The sequence below is a fragment of the Haladaptatus sp. DYSN1 genome (assembly GCF_029489995.1).
Taxonomy (GTDB): domain Archaea; phylum Halobacteriota; class Halobacteria; order Halobacteriales; family Halococcaceae; genus QDMS2.
In genome coordinates this window covers 2,718,618-2,735,013 of record NZ_CP120470.1, presented here as the reverse complement: position 1 = coordinate 2,735,013, position 16,396 = coordinate 2,718,618, and the positions used below count along the sequence as shown (strand labels likewise).

At 62.1% G+C, this 16,396-nt stretch carries 16 protein-coding genes and 1 tRNA gene; 6 read left to right on the top strand and 11 right to left on the bottom strand.

Features of this window, described 5'->3' with window-relative positions; translation table 11 throughout:
- Nucleotides 1-100 precede the first annotated feature (100 nt).
- Nucleotides 101-1,198, top strand: coding sequence for a hypothetical protein (locus P0648_RS14915; RefSeq protein WP_277504524.1), 1,098 nt, complete (start codon nucleotides 101-103; stop codon nucleotides 1,196-1,198).
- On the opposite strand, the gene P0648_RS14910 is transcribed toward P0648_RS14915, so the two are convergent.
- The 5 genes from P0648_RS14910 to P0648_RS14890 are packed head-to-tail and all read right to left on the bottom strand — an operon-like array spanning nucleotide 1,170 to nucleotide 7,449.
- A complete protein-coding gene (locus P0648_RS14910) occupies nucleotides 1,170-3,155 on the bottom strand; it encodes a DUF2206 domain-containing protein (RefSeq protein WP_276246471.1) in 1,986 nt (661 codons plus the stop codon). The two genes, P0648_RS14915 and P0648_RS14910, sit on opposite strands and share 29 nt — an antisense overlap.
- Entirely contained in the window at nucleotides 3,148-4,077 is a 930-nt protein-coding gene (locus tag P0648_RS14905) for a glycosyltransferase (RefSeq protein WP_277504523.1), read from the bottom strand. The genes P0648_RS14910 and P0648_RS14905 overlap by 8 nt, the downstream gene beginning before the upstream one ends.
- Nucleotides 4,074-5,093, bottom strand: coding sequence for a DUF354 domain-containing protein (locus tag P0648_RS14900; protein ID WP_277504522.1), 1,020 nt, complete (start codon nucleotides 5,091-5,093; stop codon nucleotides 4,074-4,076). The genes P0648_RS14905 and P0648_RS14900 overlap by 4 nt, the downstream gene beginning before the upstream one ends.
- Nucleotides 5,093-6,097, bottom strand: coding sequence for a glycosyltransferase family 2 protein (locus tag P0648_RS14895; RefSeq protein WP_277504520.1), 1,005 nt, complete (start codon nucleotides 6,095-6,097; stop codon nucleotides 5,093-5,095). Before P0648_RS14895 ends, P0648_RS14900 begins: the two co-directional genes overlap by 1 nt.
- Nucleotides 6,098-6,099: 2 nt before the next feature.
- Nucleotides 6,100-7,449 carry a nucleotide sugar dehydrogenase gene (locus P0648_RS14890; RefSeq protein WP_277504519.1) on the bottom strand — a complete coding sequence of 450 codons (1,350 nt, stop codon included), beginning with the start codon at nucleotides 7,447-7,449 and terminating at the stop codon, nucleotides 6,100-6,102.
- A gap of 428 nt (nucleotides 7,450-7,877) precedes the next feature.
- Here P0648_RS14890 and P0648_RS14885 point away from each other — a divergent pair, with 428 nt between their 5' ends.
- The 5 genes from P0648_RS14885 to P0648_RS14865 all read left to right on the top strand — a co-directional run bounded on the left by P0648_RS14885 (nucleotide 7,878) and on the right by P0648_RS14865 (nucleotide 13,820).
- Nucleotides 7,878-8,018, top strand: coding sequence for a hypothetical protein (locus tag P0648_RS14885; RefSeq protein ID WP_277504518.1), 141 nt, complete (start codon nucleotides 7,878-7,880; stop codon nucleotides 8,016-8,018).
- The gene (locus P0648_RS14880) at nucleotides 8,015-8,155 is read left to right on the top strand and encodes a hypothetical protein (protein WP_277504515.1); all 141 of its coding nucleotides are present in this window, start codon (nucleotides 8,015-8,017) and stop codon (nucleotides 8,153-8,155) included. Before P0648_RS14885 ends, P0648_RS14880 begins: the two co-directional genes overlap by 4 nt.
- Nucleotides 8,156-8,532: 377 nt before the next feature.
- Nucleotides 8,533-9,966: a hypothetical protein gene (locus P0648_RS14875; protein WP_277504514.1), complete on the top strand. Its 1,434-nt coding sequence runs from the start codon at nucleotides 8,533-8,535 to the stop codon at nucleotides 9,964-9,966.
- A gap of 320 nt (nucleotides 9,967-10,286) precedes the next feature.
- Nucleotides 10,287-12,104, top strand: a complete 1,818-nt coding sequence (gene glmS / locus P0648_RS14870) for a glutamine--fructose-6-phosphate transaminase (isomerizing) (protein ID WP_277504513.1) — start codon at nucleotides 10,287-10,289, stop codon at nucleotides 12,102-12,104.
- A gap of 27 nt (nucleotides 12,105-12,131) precedes the next feature.
- Entirely contained in the window at nucleotides 12,132-13,820 is a 1,689-nt protein-coding gene (locus tag P0648_RS14865) for an asparagine synthase-related protein (RefSeq protein ID WP_277504512.1), read from the top strand.
- Nucleotides 13,821-13,844: 24 nt separating this feature from the next.
- Here P0648_RS14865 and P0648_RS14860 read toward each other — a convergent pair whose 3' ends face one another.
- From P0648_RS14860 to P0648_RS14835, 6 genes are all read right to left on the bottom strand, one after another.
- On the bottom strand, nucleotides 13,845-14,294 hold the full coding sequence (locus P0648_RS14860; protein ID WP_277504511.1) for a pyridoxamine 5'-phosphate oxidase family protein: 450 nt from the start codon (nucleotides 14,292-14,294) through the stop codon (nucleotides 13,845-13,847).
- A complete protein-coding gene (locus P0648_RS14855) occupies nucleotides 14,291-14,728 on the bottom strand; it encodes a universal stress protein (protein WP_277504509.1) in 438 nt (145 codons plus the stop codon). Before P0648_RS14855 ends, P0648_RS14860 begins: the two co-directional genes overlap by 4 nt.
- Nucleotides 14,729-14,770: 42 nt before the next feature.
- Entirely contained in the window at nucleotides 14,771-14,971 is a 201-nt protein-coding gene (locus P0648_RS14850) for a hypothetical protein (RefSeq protein WP_276246482.1), read from the bottom strand.
- Nucleotides 14,972-15,017: 46 nt separating this feature from the next.
- Complete coding sequence (locus tag P0648_RS14845; protein ID WP_276246483.1) at nucleotides 15,018-15,335, bottom strand: cupin domain-containing protein; 318 nt, start codon at nucleotides 15,333-15,335, stop codon at nucleotides 15,018-15,020.
- 378 nt (nucleotides 15,336-15,713) lie between these two features.
- A tRNA-Ile gene (locus tag P0648_RS14840) sits at nucleotides 15,714-15,787 on the bottom strand.
- Nucleotides 15,788-15,845: 58 nt separating this feature from the next.
- Nucleotides 15,846-16,370, bottom strand: coding sequence for an FxsA family protein (locus P0648_RS14835; RefSeq protein WP_276246484.1), 525 nt, complete (start codon nucleotides 16,368-16,370; stop codon nucleotides 15,846-15,848).
- Nucleotides 16,371-16,396 lie beyond the last annotated feature (26 nt).

Genomic DNA, 16,396 nt, shown 5'->3' with positions numbered 1-16,396 from the left:
CACACTCGCAGGCGGAGCGCACAAAACCCGGCGCTTGTAGGCGATTTAAGACGTTCTGCCTTCACAAAACTCATTCTGAAGTGTAACCGAATTATCATCCTTGAACCCGCGCTCTCGCCGCTCCCTCCTGACTACCTGTGCGCTCGCCCTCTCGGCCGGTCTCGCGGGCTGTTCCAGCCTCTCTTCAACAACCAACCAAACGCCGTCTGGGACGACGGTCACACCCGCTCCCGTCCCGACTGACGACCCGACTCCCACTGAGACGCCGACGAGCACACCCACTGCCACTCCGGAATCGCTCTGGCTCCACTTGCGTGCGACGCCAGTAACCGAGACGGAACTCAAGGCCGCCCTGTTCTGGGAACTCGACGAACTGAACGCCGCGAACAGCGACCTCGCCGCGTCGATTCTCGAGGTGGGCACCGTCGAACATTCCGCGAAGGACAGTTCCGTGCTCGGTCCCGTCACGTTCGTCGAGAACGATGAGACGTACTACCGAATCGAGCGGACGGACGTTGCTGAGCCTGCACCGCTCGAATTCGCCATCGGATTCACCGTCGTTTCTTGCCCCGAATACGAGGGCGAATATCCTGGTGTGGAGAACGTCGAACCTGCTCCGCTCTCGTCGCTCTCGGCGGCGGACCAGCGAATCCTCCCCGAGAAATTCTTTTCCTACGATTCCGATGGAAGATGCGGGTCGTTCACATTCTTGCACGAGTTCGAATCCCACGAAGCGGCTGACGAGTCGGTGTTCACCGCCTCAGAACCATTCTACCTCTCGCATAAAGAAGAGGTTATTCGCGTCTCTTCAGAACCGGCGAAGTACGCGATGAAATATCCGCGATATCGCTACACGGTGGCCGCACAATCTGACTCTCCCGCGGATTTCGAACTGCCCGACTCCGTCGTCGCGAACGTCGACCTATCGTCACTCTATAGCCCTGAACAAGAACACCTCAAGACGTTGCTCGAAGCCGGGCACCTCCGCGTCGAAGACGAGTCAGAGAACTCGGTCGGGGTGAGCCACCTCATCAACCGTCTGACTCGGGGTGACCAGCAAGGGCCGGAGAAACTGTTCCTACTTCACAGCCGAGGAGTCGTACTACGAATTCGACTTCTGGTACACGCAGTGGTGAGAAAAGGCGCGCGAATCGACGACCGAATGACGCCTATATCGCGCCGTTCGAACAGAGCATGACGTCTCCGTTCGAGTAGAGGTTGTCCATCCCCGTGCGACAGAGTCGCTCTGGCGGGATGTCGCGAATCGTGGCCACGCTCGTGTTACTGCCTTCCGGGAAGTTCCGGAAGAACGTCGCCTTCTCGCTTTGCGCCCCGCGATACATCACCACGTCGTGGGTGACGGGGTCGGTGTCGTTTATCGTGGCCGCACCGGCCATGTAGGTGTCAGACCTGAAGAACACCGTCTGGTACGGATGGTCCGTGTAGATCACCTCGTTGGGCAGAATCTCCTCTGAGTCAGGCCGTCCGGTCATCGTGCCGACGGTGTGGACGGCGTCGAGTTCCTGTTCGGTGTACGAGAGGCGAGCGCGGTTGTCGTCGAACACCGGGTTGTCGATGGCCCCGTGACTGGACATGAGCATCATCCCCGGGAACACGAGGACGAAGATGAGCATGACCGCCACCACGACCTTCGGGTAGAGGTTGAACGACATGTGGCGCACGCCGATTGCGCCCATGATTGCGAGTGGTGCGTAGAGGAACGCGAACCACCGCTGTGGGATGAAGTTCCGAATCCCGAACATCGGCAGGCCGAGCACGAACACGAGCATGATGACGCTCGCGATGAGCAGGGTGAACACGGAGTGGCGAGAGCGTTCGCGCCGGAGGACGTAGAGACAGCCGACGATGGCGACGAACAGCAACAGCAGGAAGCCGACGGTGTCCACGTACTGGGCGATTTGTTCGATGAGGGTCGGCCCCTCGCCCGCGACAACCCCACTGGCCCCGCCACCGCCGCTCGCCAGGTTCAGGAACCCAGCACTGTCGGCGACGGTTTCTCTGAGGTAGTTGAGGACGGTTTCGAGGAACGAATTCCCGCGATACGGCGTGAACGACCACATGAACGTGATGAACCCGGCGTCGAACACGAGCAGGCCGGAGAGGTTCACCGCGGGGGTGAAACTCACCACGTCGGGGCGGACGGGGGTCGGACTGAACAGGTCGATGCTCAGGATGACCTGGGCGACGACGGCGGCCCCGATGACCACCATCATGATGAACGACGACACCTGGTGGGTGAGGATGAGCGCGACGCTGAAGAACAGCAAGAGCGCAAGGTCCTTCAGTTCGTGTTCGGTCTGCATCACCCGAACCATCGCGTAGAGAACACCGAGGAACAGCAGGAGGCCGTGACTCGTCGGAATGAGGTGCATACCCCACTCGATGACGTAGTCGCCGATGCCGTACATCACGGCGGCGAACAGCGCCCACCGCGTTGCCACGAGCAGGCGCGTCGTCATGTAGATGAGCAGCGCCGCGAACGGCATTGCGAGACCGAGCGAGAGGTAGAGCGCGTCACGCAGGGTCACGTCGAAAAGGATGGCGACGCCGGCCACCAGCAGGTGGAAGAACGGCGCGGCGAAGTGCTTGTTGTCGCTAATCGCGCTGAGACTACGCTGTTCGTAGACTGGCCGGGCAATCTGCTCCATGTGGGTCCAGATGTCGATGCCGATGTAACCCGGCGAGGTGAACAGCGCGGCGAGACGGAGCACGCCCACGAACGCCAAAATCTGGATGAGCATCCAGCGCGGACGCAGGTCTGAATCCGGCGCGAACAGCACCTGAATCAGAATGAGCGTCCCGATGACGGCCGACACGTCCATGAACAGGCCGACGCGTCCCCCGAAGATGGAGGCAATCATGATGAGCGCGGCGATGCCGGTGAACACCACGCTCGGGAGGAGTCTGGCGATACCCGGCGGGAGCGTCGGGTGGCCAACGGTCTCTCCGCCCTCGAATCGCAGGGTCAGGAGATAGAGGATACACGCCGTCCCGAGGACGAGCGGAATCGTTTTGATGTAAATCTGGGAGGCGAAAAACCGCAGCGGGAACAGCAGTATCGCCATCAGCAGGCCGAGGACGGCCGCGTCTCTGTCGAGGTGGCGGTAGGCCAGCATCCGGCGGAGTCTACCCATGGCGCACCCCCGCCATCGGACAGGTAACGTCGTGATAGACCGAGAGCAGACGGTCGGTCATCTCGTCGATACTCAGACAGTCGATGGTCTCGCGGCCGTCAGAGCGGTCGCCGGATTCTGCGACCTGCTGGATGCCGGCCACGAGTTCGTCGTCGGTGTCTGCGACGGTGCTGTTCGCCACCGGTTCGAGCACGTCGCGGGCGAACCCGACGTCGGTCGAGACCACGGGCACGTTGCACGCCGCGGCCTCTTTGACGACCATGGGTCCACTCTCGCGTTTCGAGGTGACGAGCAACAGGTCGCTCGCGTTGAAGTAGTACGGCATCTCGTCGTAGTCAACTCCTGAAATCGGTCTGAGGGTGACATCACCCTCTGTGGCGTCGACCACTCGCTTCGCTCGCGAGTAGTCTTTCACGTCGCGCTCCGTGTCGTACGGGAACAGGGCGACGGTTTCGTCTGCGTCCCAGCCGAGTTGCTCGCGCGCCTCGGCCCGGTCGATAGGCCGGAACAGGTCGGTGTCCACGCCGAACGGAATTACGTTGTGGTCCACGTCGAGCCGCTTTGCGAGGGTCTTCGAGGGTACTACCACGGCGTCGGCGCGGCGGGCACACTGTTCTGAAAGCTTCTGGAGCCACGTCGGCCCCATGAGGTCCGTCCCCCAGAACGTCAGGACGACGGGCCGCCGAGGTTGGGCGAGCGCGAACGGGGCGGTCAACCCGAAGTTCGCGTGCACGACGTCGGCTCCAGAGAGCGAGGCGCGAAGCACCTCGGGGACGTATTCGGCGAACTCGCGGGGGCCGCGGCCGCCGGTTTCGGGGCGTGGAATCGGGTGGACGGGGGCGGCAACGCCGCGAGATTCGAGTCCCTCGACCTGCTGGTCGAAAAATGGCCGCGGGGTCGTCACGAGTTGGAGAGCCTTCATGCCGTCACCTCCTGAAGGTGGTTCAAAATCACGTCGGTCGTATCGACCTTGTCCGCGAGAAGCGTCTCGCGTTTTGTTGCCCAGTCGTCGTCGTTTTCGAGGATGGAGACGGCCTGTTCGAGTGCCTGTTCGTGGCGGTCGTCGCCGTTGCAGTTGAACAGGAGGCCGTATTCCTCGTCGAGTTCGTCTGTGTAGCCCATGGTGAGGGTGTTTACGTAAACAGCGGGCGTGCCGAGGACCGCACTCTCCGCGGCCATCGTCGCGCCCTCGCCGATGAAGAGGTCGGCCGCGCCGAGCAGGTGGTGAATCTCGTGTGGCTCGACCGAAATCTGCTTCTCACGCAGTGATTCGGGGAAGTCGCCTTCGGCGGTGATGACGACGTCTGCGCCTGTGGCTTCGAGTCGGGAGACGACTTCTTCGACGTCGTCGAAGCCGCCATTACCCACGTCGTGGGACGCGCCCCACTCGACGAGGCGGAGGACGACGAGTTTGTCGTCCGTCTCGGCTACTTCGGGGACTTTCGACTCGTCTACCTCGAATCGGTCGGGGTGAAGATAGGCGAGTTCGTGGTAGCCCGGATAGCGTTTCTGGTGGGGGCCGATCGTGTCGCGGTAGCAGTCAGGGGTCGCAATGCGGTGGGCGAACGGATAGGCGAGGCCCTTGATGATGGCTGCGTGTTCCGTGTCGTAGAACACGAGGCTCTTCGCGCCGACGAGTCGGGAGACGTGCGCCGCGGCCACCCCGCCGATGGCGGTGATGACGTCGGGCTGAATCTCGCGGGCTCGGTTGAGCAGACGGGCCTCGTAGACGGCCTGGACGCGGGCGAGCTGTGAGAGGCCGCTACCCGCGCCGGCGAGCACCTCGTGGTCGATGTCGAAGCGGTCTAAGAGCGCGAGGGCCATCTCTTTGTCCCGGGCGAAGACGTGGACCTCGTGGCCCTCGGCTTCGAGTTCAGCGATTGCGTGGCGGAAGAAGTGCACGTGGGCCGGGTGCTGGATGGTGACCATCACGCGCATCAAGCGGGCACCTCCAGGTGTTCATTGGCCGCGTGGTCGAAGCTAATCGCCAGCAGGACGAACAGCGTCGCGAACAGCCCCGACACGATGGTCGTAGCGAACGCCACCAGTGCGGAGCCAACCGTGAACAGCGTCACGAGCGTTGCGACCAGCAGAACGCCGGTCAGGCCGATGGTGGCCAGCCCAGCGAGGTAGAACAGCGCCAGCGGGTGAAAGCCCGTGACGAGGTACTTTTTCTTCAGGCGGCCGAGGAAGTTCCGGAACAACATTCCCGACACCTTCGGGATGTAGGAGCCGTAGTCGATGGAACTCTCCTCGTCGCCGTACTCTGCGGGCATCGCCACGTCGGCGACCCGCATGTCGTGGACGTTCAGTCTGACGAGCAACTCGTTGCAGTAGCCGTAGTACTCGTACAGGCTCTGGATGTCCACGGCGTCGAGTGCGTCGTGGCTGATGGCGGTGTAGCCGTTTTGCGAATCGGCGATTTGCCAGTAGCCACTCGCGATTTTGGTCAGAAACGAGAGCATCACGTTTCCGATAAGCCGGAAGCGAGGCATCGCGTCGAGGAACGCCGGCTCTGCGAGCCGGTTGCCCTTCGTATAGTCTGCCTCTCCGGCGACGATAGGATCGAGAAGGTCGGTGAGTCGGTCGGGGTCCATCTGGCCGTCGGCGTCCAACGTAGAGGTCACGTCGACGCCGTCTTCCAGTGCCCAGCGGTAGCCCGTTTTCAGGGCACCGCCGGCCCCCCGGTTGATTTCGTGCTGTATCGGGACGACACGACGGTCGAACGCGACGCCGCCGTCTGCAACAGGTGCCGTTTCGCGGTCAGCGCTGTTGAGGCGATCTGCGGCCTCGCGAATCTCCGTCCAAGTTTCGTCGGTGGAGGCGTCGTCGATGGCGTAGATGCGGTCTACGTACTCGGGGATGCCGTCGATGACGTCACCGACGAATCCCGCTTCGTTGTAGGCTGGCACGACGACGCCGACCGTGTGCCCCCGATACATTCTCAGACCCTCCGGAACGTGAACTCCAGGCCGTCTGCGTCCGCTGGGTCGAAGAAGTTGTCCACGTCGACGATGACGGGGGTACCGCTCATCTGACCAACTATGTCGGGCAGGTCGATGTCCGTGAACGCCGTGTGACCCGTCGTCAGCAGAACGCCGTCGATGTCGCTGAAGTCGAGTTCTTCCTGGATGTCGATGCCGAAGGCATCACGCATCGCCTCGGGTTCCGCGTGGGGGTCGAACCCGGAGATGTCGATCTGGTACTCGTCTAAGGCCTCGATGATCTCCTTTACCTTCGAGGTGCGGATGTCTGCGACGTCCGGCTTGTAGGAGAGGCCGAGGATGAGGATGCGGCTGTCCTTCAGGACTTTGCCGCTCTCGTTGAGCGCCTTGATGGTCTGGTTTGCGACGTGTGCCGGCATTCGCTCGTTGACCTCGCGGCCAGTGAGCGTCAGGTCGGGGGAGACGCCCTCCTGTTCTGCGCGGTAGGCGAGGAAGAACGGGTCCACTGGGATGCAGTGGCCGCCGACGAGGCCGGGGCGGTAGTCGTGGAAGTTCCACTTCGTCCCGGCGGCTTCGAGCACCGCGTGGGTATCGATGTCGATTTTGTCGAAAATCATCGCCAGTTCGTTTACGAGGGCGATGTTGATGTCACGCTGGACGTTCTCGACTGCCTTCGCGGCCTCTGCGGTCTCGATGCTCGGAGCCTTGTGGATGCCAGCATCGACGACGGTGCCGTAGAGTTCGGCGAGGTCGTCGCGAACCGCGTCGTTCTGGCCGGAGACGATTTTCACGACCTGCGCGAGGCCGTGTTCTTCGTCGCCGGGGGTGGCGCGTTCCGGGGAGTAGCCGACGAAGAAGTCCTCGCCGTTTCGAAGGCCGGATTCCTCTTCGAGAGCGGGAACGACCACGTCGCGTGTCGCGCCGGGGTAGACGGTCGATTCGAGGACGACGGTCGTGCCGGGGGACATGTGCGTGCCGACGGTCCGGGCGGCGCTCTCGACGAAGTCGAGGTTCGGGTTCTTCAGGTCGTCGATGGGCGTCGGGACGGCGATGGTGACGTACTGGGCCTCGTTGATTGCCTTCGGGTCGGTCGTGAAGGTGACTTCACTCCCCTCGATGGCGTCGTCGCCGAGGTCGCCGGTGGTGTCCGTGCCACCGCTCAGGGTGTCTACTTTCTGTTCGCTGATGTCGAAGCCGATGACGGAGTGACCCGCCCGGTCGAACGCGACGGCGAGTGGCAGACCCACGTAGCCGAGGCCGACCACGGCGATGGTCGCACCGTCTGCGATGTCCGTGCCCTCTGTGGCAGCTGACTGCTGAATCTCGAGGTCGTCGATGGTGGAATTCATGATTATGCGGTTTCGGGGGTAGACTCACCGGTTTCGCCGGGTGAGCGGCGGCGTTTGAGCGCGAGTACGATTCCGACCACACCGATGATGGCCAGGAGTTTTCTTGGGGGTTTCATTGTTCTCGATCTCCCGAGCCGGGGGCGACCCAGCTTTCGGGCTCTGTTCTTCGCTCAAGCAGCTAACCTCCTTATTATACGGCAGCTAAGGCCCTGGCTGTGTGATTACGTACCGTGGCTTTGCCCCCCCGTAAGCGCCAGTTCAGCTGGGAGGTCGCAAATTTTGCCGGCAAAACGGTGCAAACCTCAAATCCTGGGGTTATGAACGCTTAGAAACGGTTTTACAACCGAATTAAACGCTTGAAACCCGACGTAACCTACTGCAAACACCGGCTCCCTTTATCATGTACTCTCCAGTAAGCTTGAGCAACCATGAGCACCCAACCCCACGATGCAGAATCCGGCGCTGCGGCCGATATCGCAGACGTTGTGACAGCGCCCGTCGAACCGTTGTCGAAAGACGACACGTTCCATCTCCTCCAGAACGAGCGCCGTCGAGGCTCTCGGGCGTGAGCACCCTCGCGCTTCTCGCCTCCGCTGCCGGGTTCATTCCGGCGACGATAATCCCTCAATTTGCGATAGTTGTTCTCGTCGTGGCCGCCTTCACCCTGAGTGCGGCGGGGCAGGCGTTCCTCGCTCGAACCGCATAACCGCTGGCGATTTGACTGCTCTCCGCCACATCTTTTGTATCCACTAATCATTACATTCTACCTCTCTTATATTTTCCAAAAGACTAATACAGCAGACAGACCTTCTCTTATCTGTGACCGTCGGGGCTCCCAGACGAAATATATTAACCTACCTCTCTCATCTATCCAGTATTAAGGCCGTTCCCACACGGGGTCATAACCCGGCGCATTTGGAAGCCTCGGCCACCGTTACGTGGATACGAGTACGAACATAATGAGCCACTATTCACGACACTCCGGCTGCACCGCATCGGGTGCCAGGAGCGTCGGGTACTGGTCGGCAAGCGGACAGCGAGACGGCTCACGGGTAGCCCGTCTCACTGGAGGGCAGCCCGGGTATGAAAACTGAGCAACTCCGACGCGTGCTGGTTCTTTTTGCTGTCTGTCTCGTTTTCGCTTCCGGACTGGCAGCCCCCGCAGCGGCCAGTACGCACGCCCTTCCCGGCGTCGAGATAACGGACGTTTCCCACGGTGGCGGCGGCATCATCGAGACGGACAACGGAACGACGTACGTCTGGCAAGATGGCGCCCAATCGCTCGACGTAACGTTCACGCCATCGTCCGAGGTGAAGAGCTATCGCGTCTGTGTCTCCCACGTTGCGAGCGATGGAACCTCGACACAACTTGCCTGTAAGGACAAGTCCACGAGCGCAGAAGAGGAGACGCTCTCGCTTTCGTACGACAGCCTCCCAGAGGGCACAACGGGCGCGGGGTCGCTCAAAATCGACCTCTACAACATCCAGTCGTTCGACCGGGAGAAGGTCGATTCGAAGTCCATCTCCACCTACGTCCTCGTGAAAGCCGCAGACGAGGACGGCGACGGCCTGACGAACCAGGAAGAGGTCAAAATGGAACTCGATTTCATGACGGCCGACACCGACGGTGATGGGCTCGACGACGGGGTGGAAATCGCCGATTACCAGACGGACCCAGCGACCGCGGATTCCGACGAGGACGGTGCCCGTGACGGCATCGAAGTCCAGCGCGGAACGGACCCGACGGACTCCGATTCTGACAACGACGGCGTCCTCGACGGCGAGGAACTCGAAGTCACTGACCCACTCGATAACGATACCGACGACGATGGCCTGAACGACGGTAAGGAGGACTCCATCGGGACTGACCCGACCCGAGTCGATACCGACAGCGACGGGCTGGACGATGCGGCCGAAGTCGAAGCACACACCGACCCGCTCAACGGGGATTCAGACAGTGACGGCCTTGACGACGGCGCGGAAGCCCGTCTCGGCACGAACCCGCTTTCGCCCGATACCGACGACGACGGGCTCTCAGACCGCACGGAACTCGACTGGGGAACCGACCCGCTCAACGGGCTCACCGTCTGGTTACTCGGTACCGGAACACTGCTCGGCCTCGGCGGTATCGCGGGGCTCGTGTGGTGGCAACGCGACGAGGTTCTTCCGCCGAGCAACCCCGTGCAGCGGCCACTCGACACGGCCGTCCCCTCAGAAGTCGCAGACGTGAGCGACGAGGAGCCGGAACCACTCGTCGAACCGGCAGCCGAGTCAATTCCGGACACGGACCTGCTGCCTCCAGAGCAGTACATCAACCGACTGCTCACTCAGCGAGGCGGCCAGATGAAGCAGACGGACATCGTCGACGAAACCGGCTGGTCGAAGGCGAAGGTCAGCCGCGAACTCTCGAAGATGGAGGAAAACGGCACAATCAGCCGATTCCGCATCGGGCGCGGCAACATCGTGACCCTCTCTGGCCACGAACCGGAGGCGGCGAAGTCCCAGGTCGAAGACTGACGGCGGCACTCAGTCGCTCAGAATCACACACTCGTCCACATTTTAGGCCACTTTCGCCCGCGAGTGGTAAGCTTAGATGATAAATAAACCGCTACTTAGCCGGTGTATAGTAAGGGAGGGAGAGTTTCATCGATAGGTTACGGGTCGCCCGCTGGCCCCATCCAACCCATGCCCATGAACTCATCCAATCCATCCATGGACCGAAAGCCAACCACCGCCACGACTGCGGTTGCCGCCTCGCAGCACGCCTCCACGTGGCTCTCGACGACAGCGCGATCGGTACAGCCAATTGACCTTGCTCACGGTGGGAGGGCCGGATAATGTGCGGTATCATCGCCCGCATCGGCCGAGACGATGCATTCGACGAGATTCTGACCGGCCTCGAGAATCTGGAGTACCGCGGCTACGACTCCGCCGGTATCGCGATCCAGAACGGTACCGGCATCAAAATTCGCAAGGAAGCCGGTGAAATATCCGAACTCAAGAACCTCATCGGCAACAACGCACCGAACGGGAACGCCGGTATCGGCCACACGCGCTGGTCGACCCACGGCGAACCAACCCAGAGCAACGCCCACCCTCACGAGGACTGCACGGGCGACATCGCCGTCGTTCACAACGGCATCATCGAGAACTACGAGACCCTGCGAAAGGAGCTCAAGGCGAAAGGCCACGAGTTCACGAGCGAGACGGACACCGAGGTCATCCCGCACCTCATCGAGGAGTACAAGGCAGACGGCCTCACCACCGACGAGGCGTTCCGCCAGACCGTCGCCGACCTCGAAGGCAGCTACGCCATCGCGATGCTCCCCGAGGGCGAGAAGAAGATTTACACCGCCCGTCAGGGGTCGCCGCTCGTCGTCGGTATCAGCGACGGCGAATACTACATCGCGTCAGACGTCCCGGCGTTCCTCGACTTTACGGACCAGGTAATGTTCGTCGAGGAGGGCGACGTCGTCATCGTCGACGAAGACGGCGTTTCCGTCACTGACCTCGCTGGCAACCCCGTCGACCGCGAAATCGAGGAGGTCGACTGGGACGCAGAGGACGCAGAGAAGGACGGCTACGACCACTACATGCAAAAGGAGATCTTCACGCAGCCAGAGGCCCTCGCGAAGACTATCGAGGGTCGCGTGGACGTAGACAACGAGCAGGTCATCTTAGAGGACTTCCCACCAGGTACCTTCGAAGACGTCGACCACGTCCAGTTCGTCGCCTGCGGGACCTCCTACCACGCCGCGATGTACGGTGCCCACCAGCTTTCGGAGGGCGGCGTCCACGCTCAGCCGTTCCTCGCGAGCGAGTACAACGGCCAGTCGGAACTCCTCACCGAGGACTCGCTGGTCATCGCCGTCACGCAGAGCGGTGAGACGGCGGACACGATGAGCGCGCTGCGCCTCGCAAAAGAGTGTGGCGCTCGCACCCTCGCCGTGACGAACGTCGTCGGTTCGTCCGCGGCTCGCGAGGCGGACGATGCGCTGTTCATCCGCGCCGGCCCGGAAATCGGGGTCGCCGCGACCAAGACGTTCTCCTCGCAGGCCGTGACGCTCACGCTGCTCGCAGAGCGCGTCCTAGACGACGTTCCGAACGCCCAGCCGACCGACGACCGCAAAGAGCTGCTCAAGGACATCGACGCGCTGCCGCGCCACATCGACCAGGTGCTGGAGACGACGCGCGCAGCCCACCTCATCGAGGAATACGTTGGCGACGAGTCGTTCTTCTTCATCGGTCGTGGCCTCGGCCATCCGACGGCCCTCGAAGGCGCGCTCAAGTTCAAGGAAATCACCTACGAGCATGCAGAGGGCTTCGCAGCGGGCGAACTCAAACACGGCCCGCTCGCGCTCGTGACCGACAAGTCGCCCGTGTTCGCCATCCTCACGGGCAACAAGGACGAGAAGACGATTCAGAACGCAGAGGAGGCCGCCGCCCGAGGCGCGCCGGTCATCACCATCGGCAAACAGCCGGGTGAGGACGTCGCAGTCGCAGACGCCCACCTCGCCGTTCCCGACACCCACCCGAAACTGTCGGCGCTGCTCTCTAACGTTCACTTGCAGTTGCTGTCGTACCACATGGCGGCGATGTTAGATCGCTCCATCGACAAGCCGCGCAACCTCGCAAAGAGCGTCACGGTCGAATAACCCACAGGTCTCTCAGGAGGGATTACAATGAAAAAAGAACTATTCGGCGTGTTCGGCGACCGAGAAGACTTCACGCGGTACCGTTCGGAGTACGAGTTCGACCGCGTCGTAAGCGGCGAGGTCGTCACAGTCGGCGTCAGGGACATCGGCCTCGGATTGGATGGCCGAACGTCCATCTACAGCGGCGACGACGGCGTCTGCGTCATCTGGGGTGAGGTGTTCCCGCCACACCCGATTTCGAAGCCGCCGGCAGAGTGGCTGTTAGAACGGTACGCCACGGACGGAGACGAGGCGTTCGACGAGATAAACGGCTCGTCGGTCGTCCTCATCGAACACGACGGCGAGGCAAAGGTCGCCGTCGACACCATCCGCTCGTGGGAGGTGTTCTACACGGATTCGCCCGGTCTCCGCGTGTTCGGGACGGACGCCTCGCAGGTAGCGCGACCGATTCAGACCCCAGAGGTCACCCAGAAATCGCTCTACGAGTTCCTGCACCTCGGATTCGTCCTCGACGGGCGGACGGTGTTCGACCAGCTCCGTCGGGTTCCCTTCGACGGCTACCTCACCGAGACGGGAACCGAAACCCTCCGGCGGTTCGTCTACGAACCCGAGGAGTTCGACTACGTGGAGGAACTCGCCCGCAGGCTCAGACGGGCCATCCGTCGGCGCTCGCACCTGCCGGGTCGCAAGGGCCTCCTGCTCAGCGCGGGCTACGACTCCCGGTGTATCCTCTCCCAACTGCCGGAAATCGACGAGACGTTCACCATCGGCACCTCCGGGACGCCCGAAGTCGAGGTGGCAAAGCGTCTCGCAGACCAGTACGGCGTCGGACACAAGGTCCTCGAAACCAACGACAAGTACCTGAACACCGGCGACGAGATTATCAAGCACACGAACGGCGTCAAAGAGTCGCTACACATCCACCACGGCGGCTACGACGACGAGATGCAGGTCGATACCGTGTTCCACGGCTTGCTGTTCGACACCCTCCTGCGCGGGCACTTCCTGCCCCGCGACGGCATCGAAATTCTCGGCAAGACCGTCCCACGCGAGCGCCTCGACCCCGACCCACAGCCAATCGAACACCTCGCGACCACCCTCGGGATGTTCAGCAACAACCAGAATCTGGACCTCTCGGGCGCGTCGGTGGCCGCAGACGACGCCTCGACGTTCATCCGCGAGCAGATTCGCTCTGAGTTCGGGCGCTTTACCGACCGCTGTGAGTCCGTCTACGACGCCATCGAACTGTTCACGGTCCGCGCTATGCCGACGCAGGCGTTCCACACGCACCTCGCGTCGAACTATCTGGACGCGTTCATCGCCGCGGACAAGGAACTCATCGAGTGGCACTTGAAGACGCCGCCCGAACATCGAAACGAACAGACGTACCTGAAGGCGCTGCGAAAACTCGACGACGAGATGCTGAAACACCGGCCGCCGGACCGCCCGCACGACTCATCGCAGCTGAACGAAGTTGAGACGTTCATCCGCCGCGTCGTCCCCGGCCTCGAAGCCGCTGGCAACCCGTGGCCCGACCGCAACGACGTGTACAACCAGTACAACTTAGACCAGAAACTGTTCCCCGGCTACAAGTCGGTCCACTCGCTGCCAGTGCGGATGAAACTCCGCATCAACGACGTCAGCCGGTGGATGCGCCTCTCGACCAGCGAGTCCCAGATGACCCCCGAAGAGGTCATCAGCCCACCTCGCGTCTGATTTTGCGGCCTGCGTACCCGTGTCTCACACCGCGTCAGCCATGCGTTCGCTGTAGTCCCACGAGTAGACCTTGTCCGACGCAATCGCGATACGCACCTCCTCACGGTCGTCTGCGAGCAGTCGCTTCGCGAGTGAGGAGTCCGTCCCACCGAGATAGCGCTCGATGAGGCTCTTCAGAAGCGACTTGTCGGCATCTTCTGTGAGCGTCGCTACGCCCCGACCTCGCACCCCGTGATACGGCGGTTCGTTCGTCGATATTTCGAAGGCGACCTCGGGTGTGGCTTCGAGGTACCGGACGACCTCCGCGTCGCGGCCGGTCGCACACAGCAGTTCGCCGTCCTCGTAGCTGAACCACAGCGAGAGCATCCAGAGGTCGCCACGCGGCGTGGTGCAGGCGAGGCGAAGGGGAACTGTGGTTTCTGCGAGATACGATTCGACTTCCGCTTCGGTCCACGCGCCGGCGAACGTCGTCACCGGACGACCACCACCGGGGTCGGAGACCGCCGCGTGACCGATTCGGCGACGCTGCCGAGCAGGATTCGCGAGACGCCCTCGCGTCCGTGGCTTCCCATGACGACCAAATCGAACCCGTGCGTGTCGAGGTAGTCGAGAATGGTGCGACTCGTCGGCCCGACGACCGAATCGTGTTCGATTTCGCGGTCGTACTCGGCGGCAATTTCGTCTGCCTGCTCGAAGAGAGTCGTCTCGGCCGCACGTGCCTCTTCCATCCACGCTTCCCACGTCCCGGGGGCTTCACCCCACCCGCCGGGATAGTTCTCACTCGCTCTGAAATCGATTACATGGAGCGCGGTGATTGCCGCGTTCGGATACTCCACCAGCGCGTGGCGCAGGGCCTCCACAGCAAGGGGTGTGCCGTCAGTCGGGACCAGAATCGTCTCGATGGCCATACCACCTGTACGCCCCGCAACAAGATAGCCGTCACCGCGGGGTCACGGTCGGCGCTTGACCGGCAGCGGCATCTCGCGCAGCAAGACGAACAGCAGGCCGAGACTCACGAGTCCGACGAGGAAGAATTCGATTCCCGGTACCGTCCCCTCTCGAAGCCACACCAGTGCGTCCTCCCAGAGAAGCAGCACGGAGAGGACGAGAAACAGCGCCCAGACCGCCCACCCGAAGGTTCCTGAGGCCATAGGTGTGCCTACGCGGGGTCGGTATTCGTAGGTTGTGGTCGGTAGGTTATAGGTAGTCCTCTCGAGGTGGAGCGAACACGTCGATGACGACCCCGGATTCGAGGATTTCGTACGAATGCTCGACGCCACCGGGAATCGAGTAACTGTCCCCGGCTTCGAGAAGCTCGTCGTACTCACCAAACTGGAGGCGATACCGCCCCGAGACGACGTACCCGCTCTGCTCGCTGTCGTGGCTGTGACGGGGCACGTCTTTCCCCTGCTTGAAGTGCATCTTCGTGACCATCGAATTCTCGCCGATTGCGAGTACCTCGAAGGTGGTCCCCCGGAACGATTCCGCCCTCGCGTCTTCGGCTTTGACTATCATTTCGGCTCATCGAGAACTACGAGTGATGAGGCGATAAAACGGCTCGCAGCCCGCCTTGCAATGACGGCTTGCACAGAAAGGCCGTGACTACATCTGTTCGAAGAACGACTAGACTGTATGTCGTATCAAACGACGCTCGGGTGGTCACTCATCAGCTCTGGTCTCGTTACACTTCTGCTTCTGGTGCTACCGGGCGACTCGCTGTGGTGGGGAATCGGGTTGTTACTGGCGGGCATCGCCGTGTTCTTCGCGAGGCGGTAGCTGTGCGGGTCGGTTTTCGGGGAGCATAGAGCGGCGGCTCAGGCGTGTAGTGTTCCGAAAGTTAGGTGGCTGGGGAGTTTCAGGCCCAACCACCATGGCGACGAATGTCGCCCGTAGTGGGCCAACGCGGATTTGAACCGCGGACCTCCCGGTTATCAGCCGAGCGCTCAACCTGACTGAGCTATTGGCCCAGGTTGGCGCATTTTATCGTTGCGCGGTGTTGTGTTTAAGCGTTTCTTTTCTCCAGCCCTATGGGGAGTCGTGACTACCCGTGCCGCGGCGCTCGTCGTCGGCTTCGCTTTCCACTGAGAACCCGTCCACATCGACGGTATCGTCGTCGTAGTCGTCGTCCTGGTTCGGGAACCCGCCGGTGTAGACGTTCCCGGTGACGAAGCCGTTGACGCGCTTGTCGAGGTACGGCGTCACGAACCAGCGTTTGACGGCCATCCGAATCGGGATGCGCGTGAGGGGGATGATGAAGATGAAGCCCACGAGGTCGGTTACGATGCCCGGCGTGAGCAACAGCGCGCCCGCCACGAGCAGGAGGCCGCCGTCCAGCAGTTCGTCGGTCGGTGGCGTTCCGCTCTCCAGTTTGCGGGAGATCTTCCGCAGGGTGTGGCGACCCTCTGCTCGCACGAGGAGCATTCCGATGAGGGCGGTGAGCACGACCAGTGCGACGGTTGCGACGCCTCCGATGCGTCCGGCCAGCAGGACGAGGAGCATCGCGTCGAGCACGGGAATCAGCAGCAAGACGGCTGCAATCCGCAGCAACATGGTTCGCCCTAACGGTGGCAGCGTGA

Coding starts and splice junctions, on each gene's coding strand:
- P0648_RS14910 (WP_276246471.1), bottom strand. CDS start 3,155: ATGGGTAGACTCCGCCGGATGCTGGCCTACCGCCACCTCGACAGAGAC.
- P0648_RS14905 (WP_277504523.1), bottom strand. CDS start 4,077: ATGAAGGCTCTCCAACTCGTGACGACCCCGCGGCCATTTTTCGACCAG.
- P0648_RS14900 (WP_277504522.1), bottom strand. CDS start 5,093: ATGCGCGTGATGGTCACCATCCAGCACCCGGCCCACGTGCACTTCTTC.
- P0648_RS14895 (WP_277504520.1), bottom strand. CDS start 6,097: ATGTATCGGGGGCACACGGTCGGCGTCGTCGTGCCAGCCTACAACGAA.
- P0648_RS14890 (WP_277504519.1), bottom strand. CDS start 7,449: ATGAATTCCACCATCGACGACCTCGAGATTCAGCAGTCAGCTGCCACA.
- P0648_RS14885 (WP_277504518.1), top strand. CDS start 7,878: ATGAGCACCCAACCCCACGATGCAGAATCCGGCGCTGCGGCCGATATC.
- P0648_RS14875 (WP_277504514.1), top strand. CDS start 8,533: ATGAAAACTGAGCAACTCCGACGCGTGCTGGTTCTTTTTGCTGTCTGT.
- glmS (WP_277504513.1), top strand. CDS start 10,287: ATGTGCGGTATCATCGCCCGCATCGGCCGAGACGATGCATTCGACGAG.
- P0648_RS14865 (WP_277504512.1), top strand. CDS start 12,132: ATGAAAAAAGAACTATTCGGCGTGTTCGGCGACCGAGAAGACTTCACG.
- P0648_RS14855 (WP_277504509.1), bottom strand. CDS start 14,728: ATGGCCATCGAGACGATTCTGGTCCCGACTGACGGCACACCCCTTGCT.
- P0648_RS14850 (WP_276246482.1), bottom strand. CDS start 14,971: ATGGCCTCAGGAACCTTCGGGTGGGCGGTCTGGGCGCTGTTTCTCGTC.
- P0648_RS14845 (WP_276246483.1), bottom strand. CDS start 15,335: ATGATAGTCAAAGCCGAAGACGCGAGGGCGGAATCGTTCCGGGGGACC.
- P0648_RS14835 (WP_276246484.1), bottom strand. CDS start 16,370: ATGTTGCTGCGGATTGCAGCCGTCTTGCTGCTGATTCCCGTGCTCGAC.